General features: G+C 71.7%; 13 protein-coding genes and 1 tRNA gene. 6 read left to right on the top strand and 8 right to left on the bottom strand.

Going from position 1 to position 15,379, the window contains the following annotated elements; all coding sequences use genetic code 11:
- Nucleotides 1–85: 85 nt before the first annotated feature.
- On the bottom strand, nucleotides 86–1,129 hold the full coding sequence (locus tag KUM32_RS23930) for a LacI family DNA-binding transcriptional regulator (protein WP_217144001.1): 1,044 nt from the start codon (nucleotides 1,127–1,129) through the stop codon (nucleotides 86–88).
- 493 nt (nucleotides 1,130–1,622) lie between these two features.
- Here KUM32_RS23930 and KUM32_RS23925 point away from each other — a divergent pair, with 493 nt between their 5' ends.
- From KUM32_RS23925 to KUM32_RS23905, 5 genes are all read left to right on the top strand, one after another.
- Nucleotides 1,623–2,945, top strand: a complete 1,323-nt coding sequence (locus KUM32_RS23925) for an ABC transporter substrate-binding protein (RefSeq protein ID WP_217144000.1) — start codon at nucleotides 1,623–1,625, stop codon at nucleotides 2,943–2,945.
- Nucleotides 2,946–3,517: 572 nt separating this feature from the next.
- A complete protein-coding gene (locus KUM32_RS23920) occupies nucleotides 3,518–4,513 on the top strand; it encodes a carbohydrate ABC transporter permease (protein ID WP_217143999.1) in 996 nt (331 codons plus the stop codon).
- A 14-nt stretch (nucleotides 4,514–4,527) separates the two neighbouring features.
- Entirely contained in the window at nucleotides 4,528–5,451 is a 924-nt protein-coding gene (locus tag KUM32_RS23915) for a carbohydrate ABC transporter permease (protein ID WP_217143998.1), read from the top strand.
- A gap of 151 nt (nucleotides 5,452–5,602) precedes the next feature.
- On the top strand, nucleotides 5,603–7,063 hold the full coding sequence (locus KUM32_RS23910) for a GH1 family beta-glucosidase (protein ID WP_217143997.1): 1,461 nt from the start codon (nucleotides 5,603–5,605) through the stop codon (nucleotides 7,061–7,063).
- A gap of 176 nt (nucleotides 7,064–7,239) precedes the next feature.
- Nucleotides 7,240–8,289 carry a LacI family DNA-binding transcriptional regulator gene (locus KUM32_RS23905; RefSeq protein ID WP_217143996.1) on the top strand — a complete coding sequence of 350 codons (1,050 nt, stop codon included), beginning with the start codon at nucleotides 7,240–7,242 and terminating at the stop codon, nucleotides 8,287–8,289.
- Between the two features lie 110 nt (nucleotides 8,290–8,399).
- Here KUM32_RS23905 and KUM32_RS23900 read toward each other — a convergent pair.
- The 4 genes from KUM32_RS23900 to KUM32_RS23885 form a co-directional block, all read right to left on the bottom strand.
- Nucleotides 8,400–8,472 (bottom strand) — tRNA-His (locus KUM32_RS23900).
- 122 nt (nucleotides 8,473–8,594) lie between these two features.
- Entirely contained in the window at nucleotides 8,595–9,197 is a 603-nt protein-coding gene (gene orn, locus KUM32_RS23895; RefSeq protein ID WP_217143995.1) for an oligoribonuclease, read from the bottom strand.
- A 158-nt stretch (nucleotides 9,198–9,355) separates the two neighbouring features.
- Complete coding sequence (locus KUM32_RS23890) at nucleotides 9,356–10,561, bottom strand: helix-turn-helix domain-containing protein (protein ID WP_217143994.1); 1,206 nt, start codon at nucleotides 10,559–10,561, stop codon at nucleotides 9,356–9,358.
- A gap of 386 nt (nucleotides 10,562–10,947) precedes the next feature.
- Nucleotides 10,948–11,232 (bottom strand): hypothetical protein, encoded by a 285-nt coding sequence (locus KUM32_RS23885; protein WP_217143993.1) that lies wholly within the window; start codon nucleotides 11,230–11,232, stop codon nucleotides 10,948–10,950.
- A gap of 306 nt (nucleotides 11,233–11,538) precedes the next feature.
- On the opposite strand from KUM32_RS23885, the gene KUM32_RS23880 reads away from it, so the two are divergent.
- A complete protein-coding gene (locus KUM32_RS23880) occupies nucleotides 11,539–12,066 on the top strand; it encodes a universal stress protein (RefSeq protein ID WP_217143992.1) in 528 nt (175 codons plus the stop codon).
- Between the two features lie 222 nt (nucleotides 12,067–12,288).
- On the opposite strand, the gene glmS is transcribed toward KUM32_RS23880, so the two are convergent.
- From glmS to KUM32_RS23865, 3 genes are all read right to left on the bottom strand, one after another.
- The gene (gene glmS, locus KUM32_RS23875) at nucleotides 12,289–14,106 is read right to left on the bottom strand and encodes a glutamine--fructose-6-phosphate transaminase (isomerizing) (RefSeq protein ID WP_217143991.1); all 1,818 of its coding nucleotides are present in this window, start codon (nucleotides 14,104–14,106) and stop codon (nucleotides 12,289–12,291) included.
- Nucleotides 14,107–14,119: 13 nt separating this feature from the next.
- Nucleotides 14,120–14,377, bottom strand: a complete 258-nt coding sequence (locus KUM32_RS23870) for a hypothetical protein (protein ID WP_217143990.1) — start codon at nucleotides 14,375–14,377, stop codon at nucleotides 14,120–14,122.
- A 78-nt stretch (nucleotides 14,378–14,455) separates the two neighbouring features.
- The gene (locus KUM32_RS23865; protein ID WP_217143989.1) at nucleotides 14,456–15,337 is read right to left on the bottom strand and encodes a DUF4429 domain-containing protein; all 882 of its coding nucleotides are present in this window, start codon (nucleotides 15,335–15,337) and stop codon (nucleotides 14,456–14,458) included.
- Nucleotides 15,338–15,379: the final 42 nt, after the last annotated feature.

Below are 15,379 nucleotides of genomic sequence, written 5' to 3'. Positions count from 1 at the left end.
GGTGCGGGATCCGAGCGCAGGTGCGGGATCCGAGCACAGGCGCGGGACCCCCAGTACACCGCGAGCCCGTCCCGCCGGCCGGCGTTCAGGTCGACTCGCGTACCACCAGCCGTGTCGGCAGCACCACCGCGCGGTGGCCGGAGCCCGGGTCGGCCAGTTCGTCCAGCAGCAGGGTCGCCATGGTGCGGCCCATCTCCTCCAGCGGCTGCCGGACGCTGGTCAGCGGCGGATCGATGTGCCGGGCCACGATGGAGTCGTCGAAGCCGACGACGGCCACGTCGCCCGGCACCCGCCGGCCCGCGGCGCGCAGCTCCTGCACCGCGCCGGAGGCCATCACGTCCGACGCGGCGAAGACCGCGTCCAGGTCGGGCCGCCGGCGCAACAGCTCCCGCATGGCCGCGCGTCCGCCCCCCTCGGTGAAGTCGCCGTCCGCGATCAGCTCCTCGGTGACCGCGGCACTGGCGTCCCGCAGCGCGTCGCGGTAGCCGTCGAGCCGCTCCCGGGCGGCCTCCATGTCCAGCGGCCCGGTGATGGTGCCGATGGCCCGCCGCCCGCCCGCCAGCAGATGCCGGACCGCGCTCTCCGCGCCGCCGCGGTTGTCCGGGCGGACGTGCCCCAGTGGCTCCCGGTCACCGCGCCGGCCGGCCAGCACGGTCGGGATGGCGAGCGCCTCCAGCTGGTCGGGCAGGGTGTCGTCGCTGTGGACCGCGACCATCAGCACCCCGTCCACGTGCTGCCCGGACAGGTACGGGGCGAGCCGCGCGTACTCCTTCTCGTCGCGCACCATGACCAGCAGCAGCCGCATCGGGGTGTCCGCCAGCCCGGCGGACACGCCCCGGATGATCCCCGAGAAGTACGGCTCGGAGAAGAGCCGGGCCTGCGCGTCGGGGACGACCAGCGCCACGGAGTCGGTGCGCCGGGTGACCAGGGAGCGGGCGGCCGGGTTGGGGACGTAGCCGAGTTCGGCGATCGCCTGTTCCACGGCCGCGCGGGAGTGTTCGCTGACCTTGGGTGAACCGTTGATGACCCGGGAGACCGTGCCGCGGCCGACACCGGCGCGGGCGGCCACCGCGTTCAGGGTCGGGCGCCGGACGTCCGCGGCAGGGGGCGGCTGTTCGGCAGGGCTCATCGTTCACCTTCCGGCGTTCGGTGGGGGACCGGCTTCATTCTGGCCCAGAACGCCCGGTCACCGGCCGCACGGCCCCTTCCGGGACCCCCTCCGGCACCCAACTCGGCGGTGACCAGCGGGTATTCGGTAACGGAACGGCCGGTGCCGGGCGGTTGACGGCTCGCGGTGCGACACGTTCCCGTGACGCGCGGAACACGCTTGCGCAACAAGCCCGTTTTCAAGTCTTGACACTTGGGCCCGGCAGCAACGAGTCTTCGGGGCAAGCCGCGTGGGAGCGGTCCCACGGGGTTCCGGGGTTCCCTTCCGCGTGGACCGAAGCACGATCGGCCCTTCCCTCCACCTCGCATGGCACACCGTTGACCAGCATCTTCGCACCGCACGCCGCGTTGCCCTGGGCTGGCCGCTGCTCGAACCGAGAGGGCAGGTCCGGACCGCCGACCCCGGCGGTCTGATTCCTGAGGTCCCCGTTCCCACTGGAACAAGGAGTAGTGGAATGCGCATCACCCGAACCGGCGGCGGCCGTAGCCGCAGAGCAGCGGCCCTGACCACGTCGGTCCTGACGGCCTCGGCCCTGCTGCTGACCGCGTGCAGCAGTGACAGCGACGACTCGGACGCCTCGGACTCCGACGGGAAGATCACCCTCAAGGTGGCCGACTACGGACAGTTCGGCTACAAGGAAGCCGGCCTGTTCGAGAAGTACCAGCAGCTTCACCCGAACATCGAGGTGAAGGAGGAGACCACGGCCAACGAGCAGGACTACTACCCGAAGCTCCTTCAGCAGCTGAACTCGGGCAGTGGCCTGGGAGACGTCGTCGGGGTCGAGATCGCCCGCATCAAGGAGGTCGTGGACACCCAGGCGGGCAAGTTCACCGACCTCAAGGGCGCCATCGACACCAGCCAGTGGGTCGAGTGGAAGGCCAAGCAGGCCACCACCAAGGACGGCCAGGTCATCGGCGCCGGTACCGACATCGGCCCGATGTCCCTCTGCTACCGCAGGGACCTCTTCGAGAAGGCGGGCCTGCCGACCGACCGCGAGGAGGTCGCCAAGGCGGTCGCCGGCGGCTGGGAGGACTACATCAAGCTCGGTGAGAAGTACCAGGCGAAGGCGCCCGAGGGCACCTACTTCATGGACTCCGCCAGCGCCATGTTCAACGGTGTGGTCAGCTCCTCCGAGAGCCAGTACTACGACGCCGACGGCAAGGCGATCTACAAGGACAGCCCGGCGGTGCAGAAGGGCTGGAACCTCGCCGCCCAGGCCGCGGACAAGAAGCTGACCCAGGGCCTGCCGCAGTTCCAGGACCCCTGGAAGGCGGCGCTGCGCAAGGGCAGCGTGGCCACCGTCGTGTGCCCCGCCTGGATGGCGCTGCAGATCCAGAACTACTCCGGCGACGACTTCGCGGGCAAGTGGGACATCTCGCGTGCGCCCGGCGCGACCGCGGCCAACTGGGGCGGTTCCTTCCTGACCGTGCCCAAGAGCGGCAAGCACGTCAAGGAGGCCACCGAGCTGGTCAAGTGGCTGACCGCGCCGGAGCAGCAGGCCGCCGTGTTCAAGGCCGTCGGCATCTTCCCGTCCAACAAGGGCGCCTACGACCTCCCCGAGGTGAAGGACGGCAAGCTCGCGTACTTCAACAACGCCCCCGTCGGCCAGATCTACGCCGAGGAGGCCAAGACCATCCCGGTGGCGGTGCTCGGTCCGAAGGACGGCGTGATCAAGGACACGATCTCCCGTGAGATCAACAACATGGAGCAGCGCGGCACCAAGCCCGACAAGGCCTGGGACGCGGCGACCGAGGCGATCGACAAGGCCATCGGCTGACCCGCGCACGGTGCGGGCGGTTCACCCAGCCGCCCCGCACCGCCCGTACCGTGCGCACCGGGGCCGTGAGGAACGACGGTCCCCGCCCGCAGGCGCGGCGGCGCCCGCAGCAGACCCGGCCGTCCCCGGCGGGTCTGCTGCGCGGCGTCGGATCCGCGCCCGCGCCGGGAGGAGGCACACCGCCCCGCCCGGCGCGCGGGCAAGCCGTGTCCCCCCACCTGAACGGCCGGTGAGTTCCCGGGGGGCACGGGCGGGGGCAGGGCACCTGCCCACCCGAGCGAAGGCGAGAGCGGGGGAGGCACCCCGGACACATCGGCCGCGCCCCGGGACGCCCCCGATCCGCTGATTCACTCCGAGCACCTCGACCACTCTCTCCCGGCACCCGCACCGGCACCACGTGCCGGGTCCCGCGCCGCACGCGCCGCCGACCACCCCGCGCACCGCAGACCGACCGTCGCGCGGGCCGCCCGGCCCCCGCCGAGCCGCGCGGGCGGGGACCGGGCGCCGGCCAGCCTCCCGCCCCTACCCGGCCCGACGTCCCAGGCCCGACCTCCCAGGGAAGGACTCCCTCCGTGGCAACGACAACCCCCACACGGGGTGCCCACAACCCGCCGCCCACCGGCGGCCCCCACGCCGCGTCCAAGGAGCGCAGCGCGTGGCGTGCGCGACTGTGGCGCATCGACGACAAGGTGTCGCCGTACGCGTACATCGCCCCCTTCTTCCTCGTCTTCGGTGCCTTCGGGCTCTACCCGCTCCTCTACACCGGCTGGATCGCCCTGCACCGGGTGGAGATGACGAGTCTCGACCAGTCCGAGTGGGTCGGCTTCGACAACTTCGCCAAGATCCTCCAGGACTCCGAGTTCTGGACGGCCGTCTCCAACACCTTCATCATCGGCGTCATCTCGACCGTCCCGCAGCTGCTGGTCGCCCTGGGCCTGGCCCACCTGCTCAACTACAAGCTGCGCGCCAGCACCTTCTGGCGCACGATCATCCTCACCCCGTACGCCACCTCGGTCGCGACCGCGGCCCTCGTCTTCGCCCTGGTGTTCCGGGCCGACGGCGGCCTCATCAACTGGGTGCTGAGCCTCGTGGGCGTCGACAACGTCGACTGGGGCAGCGGCCACTGGACGTCCAAGATCGCCATCTCGATCATCGTGATCTGGCGCTGGACCGGCTACAACGCCCTGATCTACCTGGCGGCCATGCAGGCCGTGCCGACCGACCTGTACGAGGCGGCCTCGATCGACGGCGCCTCGCGCTGGCAGCAGTTCCGCAAGGTGACCATCCCCGCGCTGCGGCCGACGATCCTGTTCACCATCGTCATCTCGACGATCGGCTCCATGCAGCTGTTCGGTGAGCCGCTGCTGCTGGAGGGCGGCACGCTCGGCTCCGTCGGCGGCAGCGAGCACCAGTACGAGACGCTCAGCATCTACCTCTTCAACTACGGCTGGAAGCTGGGCCACCTGGGTCCGGCCGCCGCCGTGGCCTGGGCCATGCTCGTCCTGCTGCTGCTCATCGCCCTGATCAACTGGATCGTCAGCCGGTTCGTGCGCAAGAGCGCGGCCTGACGGGAGCGACAACGATGACCACGACACGTACTCCCTACAAGACCGCCTCGGGCCCGGCCCACGCGACCGAGCTCCCCGGCCCCGGCGGCAAGGGCCGCCGCCTCAGGATCGGCGCCGGCCAGCAGCTCAAGGGCGGCCCCTTCACCTACCTCGCGCTGATCGTCGTCGGCCTGGGGTCCGTCTTCCCCTTGTACTGGACGCTGGTGGCCGCGTCGCACGACCAGCAGAAGGTCCTCGACACCCCGCCACCGTTCCTTCCGGGCGGCAGGCTGTTCAGCAACCTCGAAGCGGCCTGGGAACAGGCCAACCTCGGCAAGGCCATCGTCAACAGCGCCATCGTGGCCGGCTCCATCACCGTGGCCACGCTGTTCTTCTGCACGCTGGCCGGTTACGCCTTCGCCAAGATGCGCTTCCGCGGCCGGAACGTGCTGATGACCGCGGTCATCGCCACGCTCACCATCCCGCCGCAGCTCAGCGTCGTGCCGCTGTTCATGATGATGTCGGACATCGGCTGGGGCGGGAAGCTGGAGTCGGTGATCTTCCCGACGCTGGTGGGTGCCTTCGGTGTCTTCTTCATGCGCCAGTACCTGATCGAGGCCCTGCCCTACGAACTCATCGAGGCGGCCAAGGTGGACGGGGCGAGCAACTTCCGCATCGTGTGGAGCGTCGTCCTGCCCGCGGCCCGGCCCGCGATGATGGTGCTCGGCATGCTCACCTTCGTCCAGGCCTGGAACGACTTCTTCTGGCCGTTCCTCGCCCTGAGCCAGGACAACCCCACCATCCAGGTCGCGCTGGGCCAGCTCAGCGCCTCCTACACCCCCGACCAGAGCATCGTCATGGCCGGAGCGCTGATCAGCACGCTGCCGCTGCTGGTGGTCTTCGTCGTCTTCGGCAAGCAGATCGTCGGAGGCATCATGGCGGGCGCCGTCAAGGGCTGACACCGGCGCACCCCTACGCCACCCGGCGGGGCCCGCCCGCACACGGGCCCCGCCGGACCAGGGCGCTCACCCCCGCGCCCGCCCCGCCGTCCCCGTATCCGCCGGACCCCCCGTCCGCCCCTTCCTCACGCCATTTGGGAGCGTTCTCACCATGACCGCCGCCGTACGACCCGAGACCCCCGCCCAGCCGGCCTCCGGCACCTCCTTCCCGACGGGCTTCGTCTGGGGCGCCGCCACCGCCGCCTACCAGGTGGAGGGCGCCGCCGCCGAGGACGGCCGCACGCCCTCGATCTGGGACACCTTCAGCCACACCCCCGGCAAGGTCCGCAACGGCGACACCGGTGACATCGCCGCCGACCACTACCACCGGTACCGCGACGACGTGGCGCTGATGAAGGACCTCGGCCTGAAGGCGTACCGCTTCTCCGTCTCCTGGTCCCGGGTCCAGCCCACCGGCCGCGGCCCCGCGGTCGAACGCGGCCTGGACTTCTACCGCCGGCTCGCCGACGAACTCCTCGAGGCGGGCATCACCCCCGTCGCCACCCTCTACCACTGGGACCTGCCCCAGGAGCTGGAGGACGCCGGCGGCTGGCCGCACCGCGACACCGCCGACCGCTTCGCCGAGTACGCCGACATCACGGCCCGCGCCCTCGGCGACCGCGTCGGCGTGTGGACCACCCTCAACGAACCGTGGTGCAGCGCCTTCCTGGGCTACGGCTCCGGCGTGCACGCCCCCGGCCGCACCGACCCCGCCGCCACCCTGCGCGCCGCCCACCACCTCAACCTGGCCCACGGCAAGGCGGTCGGCGCCCTGCGCGCGGTCCTGCCGTCCACCGCCCAGACCTCCATCACCCTCAACCTGCACCAGGTGCGCCCCCTCACCGACGCCCCCGAGGACGCCGAGGCGGCCCGCCGCATCGACGCGGTCGGCAACCGGATCTTCACCGGACCCCTCCTCGACGGCGCCTACCCCGAGGACCTGATCGCCGACACCGCGCACCTCGTCGACTGGAACGAGCTGGTGAAGGACGGCGACCTGGCGGAGATCTCCCGGCCGATCGACGTGCTCGGCGTCAACTACTACTCGCCGACCGTGGTCTCCCTGCCCGCCGGCGGCGCGGCCACCACGAAGAACGACGGTCACGGGGCGAGCGACCACTCGCCGTGGACCGGTTCCGAGGGCGTCGCCTTCCACCTCGCCAACGACGACCTCACCGCGATGAACTGGGCCATCGACGCGGACGGACTGCACACCCTGCTGACCGGTCTGGCCAAGTCCCACCCCGGCCTGCCGCTGATGGTCACCGAGAACGGCGCCGCCTTCGACGACTACGTCTCTCCCGAGGGCCGGGTCAACGACCCCGAGCGCATCGCCTACCTCCGGTCCCACCTGGCCGCCGTCCACCGGGCCGTCGCCGACGGCGCCGACGTGCGCGGCTACTTCCTGTGGTCCCTGCTGGACAACTTCGAGTGGTCCTACGGCTACTCGAAGCGTTTCGGCGCCGTCTACGTCGACTACTCCACCCAGCGCCGCATCCCCAAGGCGAGCGCCCACTGGTACGCCGACGTGATCCGGCACAACGCGCTGCCCGCCTCCGGCGAGCAGGGCTGAGACAGACGTGTCTCCGCCGCGGGGGCGCGGCCGGGTCTCCGGCCGTGCCCCCGCGGTCCCGTCACCGGCGCGGAGGGGGGAATCCCGCTGCCCGCGAGGCACGATGGAGGTCCGGGGGACAGCGGCCGGGGCTGTTACATTCCTGGCCTGACAGATGCGAGGGAAGGGCGACGACCATGGCGGTCAACGGCGGGCGGAGCCGGGGCGTCAGACGCCCGACCCTGGAGGAGGTGGCCGCCCGGGCCGGCGTCGGCCGCGGCACGGTCTCCCGGGTGATCAACGGCTCGCCCCGGGTCAGCGACGCGACACGGGCGGCCGTCGAGGCGGCCGTCGCGGAACTGGGCTACGTCCCGAACACCGCCGCCCGCGCGCTCGCCGCCAACCGCACCGACGCGATCGCCCTGGTCGTCCCCGAGCCGGAGACCCGGTTCTTCGCCGAGCCCTACTTCTCGGACATGCTGCGCGGCGTCGGCGCGGAGATCACCGACACCGAGATGCAACTGCTGCTGATCTTCGCGGGCAGCGACCGGGAACGGCAGCGACTCGCCCAGTACCTGGCCGCGCACCGGGTGGACGGCGTCCTGCTGGTCTCGGTGCACGCCGACGACCCGCTGCCCGACATGCTGGCCCAGCTGGAGATCCCCGCGGTGATCAGCGGCCCTCGCTCGGCCGCGGAGACCCTGGCCTCCGTGGACTCCGACAATTACGGCGGCGCCCGCTCCGCCGTCGAGCACCTGGTGTCCCGGGGCCGCAGCCGCATAGCCCACATCACCGGCCGCCTCGACGTCTACGGCGCCCAGCGGCGCGTCGACGGCTACCGCGACGCCCTGCGCGACGCGGGGCTCGGCGACGCGGAGGAGCTGATCGAGACGGGGGACTTCTCCGAGGAGGGCGGCCGGCGCGCGATGACGGAGCTGCTGCGCCGCTGCCCGGACCTGGACGCGGTCTTCGCCGCCTCGGACGTGACCGCGGCCGGTGCCCGCCAGGCCCTGCGCGAGGCGGGCCGGCGCATCCCGGACGAGGTGGCCCTGGTCGGCTACGACGACTCGGCCATCGCCCGCCACCTGGACCCGCCGCTGACCAGTGTCCGGCAGCCCATCGAGGAGATGGGCCGCGCGATGATCGACCTGCTCCTCACCGAGATCGCGGACCGTGGTCCGGCCGGGGCGCGGCAGCGGACCCAGGTGGTGCTGGCGACGGAGCTGGTGCGGCGCGCGTCGTCGTGACCGGCGGTGCGTGACCGGGGGCGTGGGCGGGGCCGCGTGATCGGCGCCGCGCGGGGCCCAACGCAATCAGCCGGTGACCATCTTCCGAAGGTCACCGGCTGATCACTCAGGGTGAGTGACGGGACTTGAACCCGCGGCATCCTGGACCACAACCAGGTGCTCTACCAGCTGAGCTACACCCACCAAGGCCGGTGCTGGAATCCCGTGTGGTGGGCTTCCCCGACCGGCTGAGAAAAAGTGTACAGGGTCCGAAGGGGTGCTCGCGCCAGCCTTTCGTGTCGCCGCCCTCCCGGGCCCCGTCGCGCCTACTCGGCGGGCAGGACGTGCTTGGCGGCGATCGCCTTGGCGGTGTCGGAGTCGGGGCCCGGCTGCGGGACGAAGACGGCCTCCCGGTAGTAGCGCAGCTCGGCGATGGACTCGCGGATGTCGGCGAGCGCGCGGTGGTTGCCGTTCTTCTCGGGGCTGTTGAAGTACGCCCGCGGGTACCAGCGGCGGGCCAGCTCCTTGATCGAGGAGACGTCGACGATCCGGTAGTGGAGGTAGTCCTCCAGCGTCGGCATGTCGCGCAGCAGGAAGCCCCGGTCGGTGCCGACCGAGTTGCCGCACAGCGGGGCCTTGCCCGGCTCCTTCACGTGCTCCCGTACGTACGCCAGGACCTGCGCCTCGGCGTCCGCGAGCGTCGTGCCGCCGTCGAGCTCGGCGAGCAGGCCGGACGCGGTGTGCATCTGACGCACCACCTCCGGCATCGTCTCCAGGGCCCGCTCCGGCGGGCGGATGACGATGTCGACGCCTTCGCCGAGGATGTTCAGCTCGGAGTCGGTGACGAGGGCGGCAACCTCGATGAGCGCGTCGTCGGACAGCGAGAGGCCGGTCATCTCGCAGTCGATCCACACCATGCGATCGTTCATGTGGCCCACCCTACGGCTGCCGTACCCCGTACGGTCCCCCGGCGTCGGTGCGGGCGTCACGGGGGCTGCCGCCCCGGGAACCCCGCTTCGGCCCGGACGGCATCGGCCCCAGACGCCGGACGGGCTGGACCGACCCGCCCGGCGTTTCGGGTGCTAGGTCACGGCGCGCTGCGCTGGCCCGGCAGGCTCGCCGTCGCCGCGGGGAGCGGCGGGGCCGAGCGGCGGGTCTGGAACGGGACCGCGTTCTCCGACGGCAGGGCGGCCGGTTGCTGGCCCCCCTCGCCGGGGCCGGGGGCCCGGGATGCTCCCGCGAGGCCGGTCTCCGGGTCCACCGGCCGGTCGCCCTGCGGGCGGCGTGCCCGGTAGGCCGCCCGGTAGGCGGCCGGGGACGAGCCCAGCTGGCGGCGGAAGTGACCGCGCAGGGCCACCGGCGAGCGGAAGCCGCAGCGGCCCGCGACCTCGTCCACCGAGTAGTCCGACGTCTCCAGCAGGCGCTGCGCCTGGAGCACCCGCTGTGTGATCAGCCACTGCAACGGCGCGCTGCCGGTCAGCGAGCGGAAGCGGCGGTCGAAGGTGCGCCGGCTCATGTACGCGCGCGCCGCCAGTGTCTCCACGTCGAACTGCTCGTGGAGGTGCTCCAGCGCCCAGGCGACGACCTCGGCGAGCGGGTCGGCGCCGATCTCCTCCGGTAAAGACCGGTCGAGGTAGCGCTCCTGACCGCCCGAGCGGCGCGGCGGGACCACCAGGCGGCGCGCCAGCGCGCCGGCCGCCTCGTTGCCGTGGTCCGTGCGCACGATGTGCAGGCACAGGTCGATACCTGCCGCCGTGCCCGCCGAGGTCAGGACGTCACCGTCGTCCACGAACAGCTCGCGCGGATCGACGTGCACCGACGGGTAGCGCTTGGCCAGCGTCGGCGCGTACATCCAGTGGGTGGTGGCGGGACGGCCGTCCAGCAGGCCGGCCGCCGCGAGCACGAAGGCGCCGGTGCACAGCCCGACGATGCGGGCGCCCTCCTCGTGTGCCCGGCGCAGTGCGTCGAGCGCTTCCTCCGGTGGCGGCGAGGTGATCGACCGCCAGGCGGGCACCACGACGGTGCCGGCCCGGGAGATCGCCTCCAGGCCCTGCGGCGCCGTGAGTTCGAGGCCCCCCGTGGTCCGCAGCGGGCCTTCCTCACCGGCGCACACCAGTAGTCGGTAGCGTGGCACGCCGGCGTCCTGGCGGTCGATCCCGAACACCGACAGCGGTATGGAACTCTCGAAGATGGGGCCGCCGCTGAACAGCAGCACCGCGACGATCTCCTTGCGGCGTCGCCCGGAGAGCTTCCGGGCCGCGGCTTCCGGCGCGGCAGTGGAGTCGTGGCTCATACTGCTAAGCCCCCCTCGGTGGTCGCGGCGCCCTCAACCTTTCGGGTCTGTCGCTCCAACACGTTTCCCCTCGGTCCTGCACGAGTCCCCCGCCGTAGACAGTCAAGATCGAATCTACTGCGTCCCGTCACGCCGAAGTGGCCGGTTCGGCACTTGGGACATTGTCGACATGGCAACTTGGCGTGAAGCAGTCGATCACGAAGCGTTGCACTCCGGGGCGCCGCAGGGAAGTGCGCCTTGTCGCAGTGGCCAATCCCCGTAGGGTGCGCAGGGTCCCGGAGACCCTTTCCGTGCAGGTGGAACGGGGGTTGGGGGGTGGTTCGGACCGGGTATGCGACACCCTTGGAAGTTGGCCGAAAAGAAGCGGAAGCGTGCGCGGAAACCGGTCAGTCGACCGGTGTGTTTTTCCCCGCGCCCGGCCCCCGGGCCGCGCGCTGCTCCGGCCGGCGCGGCAGCAGCCGGCAGGCGCCGGTGAGGGCGGCCGGGCCGAGGGCCGTCCCGGCGGCGCCGGCGAAGGAGGTGCCGCACCACGGGAGCGCGAGCGGGACGAGGAGGCAGCCGAAGGCCGCCCGGCGGACCGGATCGGTGACGCCCTCCCGGGGCGACGGGGTCGGTGCGGGGGTGCCGGGCGTGCCGGACGGCGGCTCGGCGGGCTGGTGCGGTGGGGACATGCGGGCTGCTCCCTGCGGCCGGCGGCGTGGGGATCAACGCGCGTCCGGCGCGTCGGTCACGGTCGGTCACGGACGGTCACGACATGTTGAATCCCGTGCAAACCACCTGTACAGCGCAGCAACCATTGCCTTACGGGCGCCCCCTCGTGCATGCTCCGGTGAACCCGCGGCGGACCCCGCGCGGGTTCTGGGAGAAGGAGGCGTGCCGCCGTACCCTTGCGGGTATGGGGTTGGGAAGATGATTCCCGGACACAGCTCCGCCGCTCACTGTCGTCCCCCATAAAGGATGAATACGCCGAGACAGCCATGGCCGGTCACGAATTCTTCGAACCCGCGGACCGCAAGCGGCCCGTCGCCGAACCTACGGCGGCCGAGCCCCTGGCGGCCGAAGAACCGCGCAAGTCGTGCGACCCAGCCTTCAAGCACGGCGTCGTCGTCGGCTTCGACGGCTCCACCTCCAGTGAGCGCGCCCTCGCGTACGCCATCGGCATGGCCTCCCGGCTGGGCTCCGGCCTGGTGATCGTCCATGTCGCCAACCGGCTCCCCACCACGGTGTGGGCGGGCTGCGAACCCCCCGTCTTCGTCGACGTGCCGGACCACCGCACCGAGGTGCTGGGCCTGGAGCTGGCGTGCGCGGACTACCTCACCGAGGTGCCGTGGATCCTGGTCGAGCGCGGCGGAGACATCTGCCACGAACTCGAAGAGGTGGGCCGGGAGTACGAGGCGGACGCGATCGTCGTCGGCTCCAGTCACGGCCTGGTGGGCCGGCTCTTCGGGTCGGTCGCCGGACGGCTCGCCAAGCGGGCGCAGCGGCCCGTCGTGGTCATCCCGTGACGTGCTCCCCGGCCCGCAGGCCGGGGAAGCGGGCCCGGACCGGCTGACCGGCCCGGACCGGCCGCTCCGCCGAGGGCCCCGCGCGGGCCGCAGCGCCCTTCGGCGATGTGCACGGGCCCCCGGTGTGCGGTGGCACACCGGGGGCCCGTGCACGTTGTCCTGCCTGCGCGGGGGCGCTGCGGCGGAGCCGCACGCGACGCGGCCCCGCGCCCTCGGGCGGACCTACTCCACCGTCACCGACTTGGCGAGGTTGCGGGGCTTGTCGATGTCCCGGCCCAGGGCCAGGGCCGTGTGGTAGGCGAGGAGCTGGAGGGGGATGCCCATCAGGATGGGGTCCAGTTCGTCCTCGTTCTTCGGGACGACGATGGTGTGGTCGGCCTTCTCCTGCTCCTGGTGGGCGACGGCGAGGATCTGGCCGCTGCGGGCCTTGATCTCCTCCATGGCCGCGCGGTTCTTCTCCAGCAGGTCGTCGTCCGGCACGATCGCGACCGTCGGCAGGGCCGGCTCGATCAGGGCGAGCGGGCCGTGCTTGAGCTCGGAGGCGGGGTAGGCCTCGGCGTGGATGTACGAGACCTCCTTGAGCTTCAGGGAGGCCTCGCGGGCGACCGGGTAGCCCCGCACGCGGCCGATGAAGAGCATCGAGCGGGCGTCGGCGTACTGCGCGGCCAGCTTCTTGATGTCCTCCTCCTGCTCCAGCATCTCGGCGATCTGCGCGGGCAGCCTGCGCAGGCCCTCGATGATCCGCTTGCCGTCGCGCACGGACAGGTCGCGGGTGCGGCCCAGGTGCAGGGCGAGCAGCGCGAAGGCGACGCAGGTGTTGGTGAAGCACTTGGTGGACACGACGCAGACCTCGGGGCCGGCGTGCACGTACATGCCGCCGTCCGCCTCGCGGGCGATCGCCGAGCCGACGACGTTGACGACGCCGAGCACCCGGGCGCCCTTGCGCTTCAGCTCCTGCACGGCGGCCAGCACGTCGTACGTCTCACCGGACTGCGAGACCGCGATGTACAGGGTGTCGGGGTCCACGACCGCGTTGCGGTAGCGGAACTCGGAGGCGGGCTCGGCGTCCGCGGGGATGCGGGCCAGCTCCTCGATCATCTGGGCGCCGATCTGGCCCGCGTGGTACGAGGTGCCGCAGCCGAGGATCTTCACGCGGCGCACGGCGCGCGCCTCGCGGGCGTCCAGGTTGAGGCCGCCGAGGTGCACGGTGGAGAAGCGGTCGTCGATCCGGCCGCGCAGCACGCGGTCCACGGCCTCGACCTGCTCGTGGATCTCCTTGTGCATGTAGGTGTCGTGGCCGCCCATGTCGTAGGAGGCCGCCTCCCACTCCACGGTGGTCGGCTCGGACGTGGTGCGGGTGCCCTCGGTGGTGTAGGTGCGGAAGTCGTCGGCCTTGAGGGTGGCCATCTCGCCGTCGTCGAGGGTGACTATCTGCCGGGTGTGGGCGACCAGCGCGGCGATGTCCGAGGCGACGAACATCTCCTTCTCGCCGATGCCGAGGACGACCGGCGAGCCGTTGCGGGCGACGACGATGCGCTCGGGGAAGTCGGCGTGCATGACGGCGATGCCGTAGGTGCCCTCGATGACCCGGAGGGTCTCGCGGACCTTGTCCTCCAGCTTCTCCGCCTCGGAGCGGGCGATGAGGTGGACGAGGACCTCGGTGTCGGTCTCGGAGAGGAACTCGACGCCGTCCGCCTCCAGCTTGCGGCGCAGGTCGGCGGCGTTGTCGATGATGCCGTTGTGGACGACGGCCACCTTGTGGTCGGCCGACATGTGCGGGTGGGCGTTCACGTCGGACGGGGCGCCGTGGGTGGCCCAGCGGGTGTGGGCGATGCCGGTGGTGCCCTTGAAGCGGGCCGGGACCTTGGCCTCCAGGTCGCGGACCCGGCCCTTGGCCTTGACCATCTTCAGGCCGGCCGCCTTCGGGGACGTGACGACGATGCCCGCCGAGTCGTAGCCGCGGTACTCCAGGCGCTGGAGGCCCTCCAGGAGCAGGGGCGCGACGTCACGCCTGCCGATGTATCCGACGATTCCGCACATGTAAGCGTATTCCTCAGCCGTAGACGATGCGGCGCAACTGGCGGAGCGACAGCTCCGGCGGTGCCACCGCCCGGTATTTCAGTTCCGCCCCGATCCGTTCGAAGATCGTCGCGTTCACCAGGCCCTGGGCCTGGAGCTCGCGGTGGCGGCGACGGACGAATTCCTCGGTCGTCTCGTCGAAGTAGGCGAGCACGTCCTGGATCACGCGCAGCGCCTCGCCCCGGTTGAGGGGGGTGGACCGCGTCAGATGATCAACGAGTTCGTCGTGCACCCGGTAGATCCTGGGGTACGGGTGAGGGTTTCGCAAGAATCTTGCCCGATTTCGGGCAGGCTCGCTCGCGAGGGGGGGCTACATCCGCTTCAGCACCGCCTGCTTGGCGAGGGTGAACTCCTCGTCCGTCAGCACCCCGGAGCGGTGCAGTTCGCCCAGCTCCCGCAGCCGTCGCAGCAGCGTGTCGTGGTCGTCCTCACCGGCGGGGGCCGGGGCGGGCGCGTCCTCGGACGGACGGCCGTCCTCCAGGGCGGCCGGAGCGGCGGGGTGCGGGAGCCGGGCCTGCACGGCGGCGGCCACCAGCGCCATCAGCGGGTCCTTCTTGAAGCCCCACAACTCCACCGCGTTGGGGTCGTACTTGGGCGGTGCCTTGGTCGGCGCGGCCCGCACGGTGAAGCGGAGGTGGCCGTTCTCCAGGCCGACCGCCGGCTGCCACTCCACGGAGACGATGTCGTCGAGGGTCAGGGTGCGCGGGCCGGCGGCCGACTTGGAGTCCTCCGCCTGCCACTTCCACTCCAGGCGTACGCGCTCGCCGTCGAAGCTCGCGATGCCGTCCCCGGCGGAGACCGACAGCGGGACGGAGGGGCCGGGCAGCAGGTAGGCGTCCACCGGGCCGGAGGGGACCTGGTCCAGCAGCAGGGCGTTGCGCACCTCGTCCACGAAGTACTCGGCGACGCCGTACCGGTCGGACTCCACGATCAGCTGGTACGGGTCGTGCGGCTCGGTGAGCCGGCCGCCGGTCGCGTGCAGCAGCGGGTCGGCGCCGTCCCGCAGGCGCAGCCGCAGCCGCCCGGACTTCTTGCCCTGTTCGAACGATATGCCCGCCAACGCCGCCAGAGGGACGGCCAGTTCACCCAGTTCCCTGCGGAGCAGGCCGACGTTCTTGTCCCGCCCGGGAGTCAGCCGCAGGGTGTCGCCGTCGAAGACCCACGTTCCGTCCTTCTGGATGATTTCCGCCATGAGCAGATTGTTTCATCCGCTTCTGCGGACGGCGGTTGTGCG

The organism is Streptomyces sp. AC627_RSS907 (assembly GCF_019049165.1).
The sequence above is the reverse complement of the archived record's forward strand: the minus strand, read 5'-3'. Positions and strand labels throughout refer to the sequence as shown.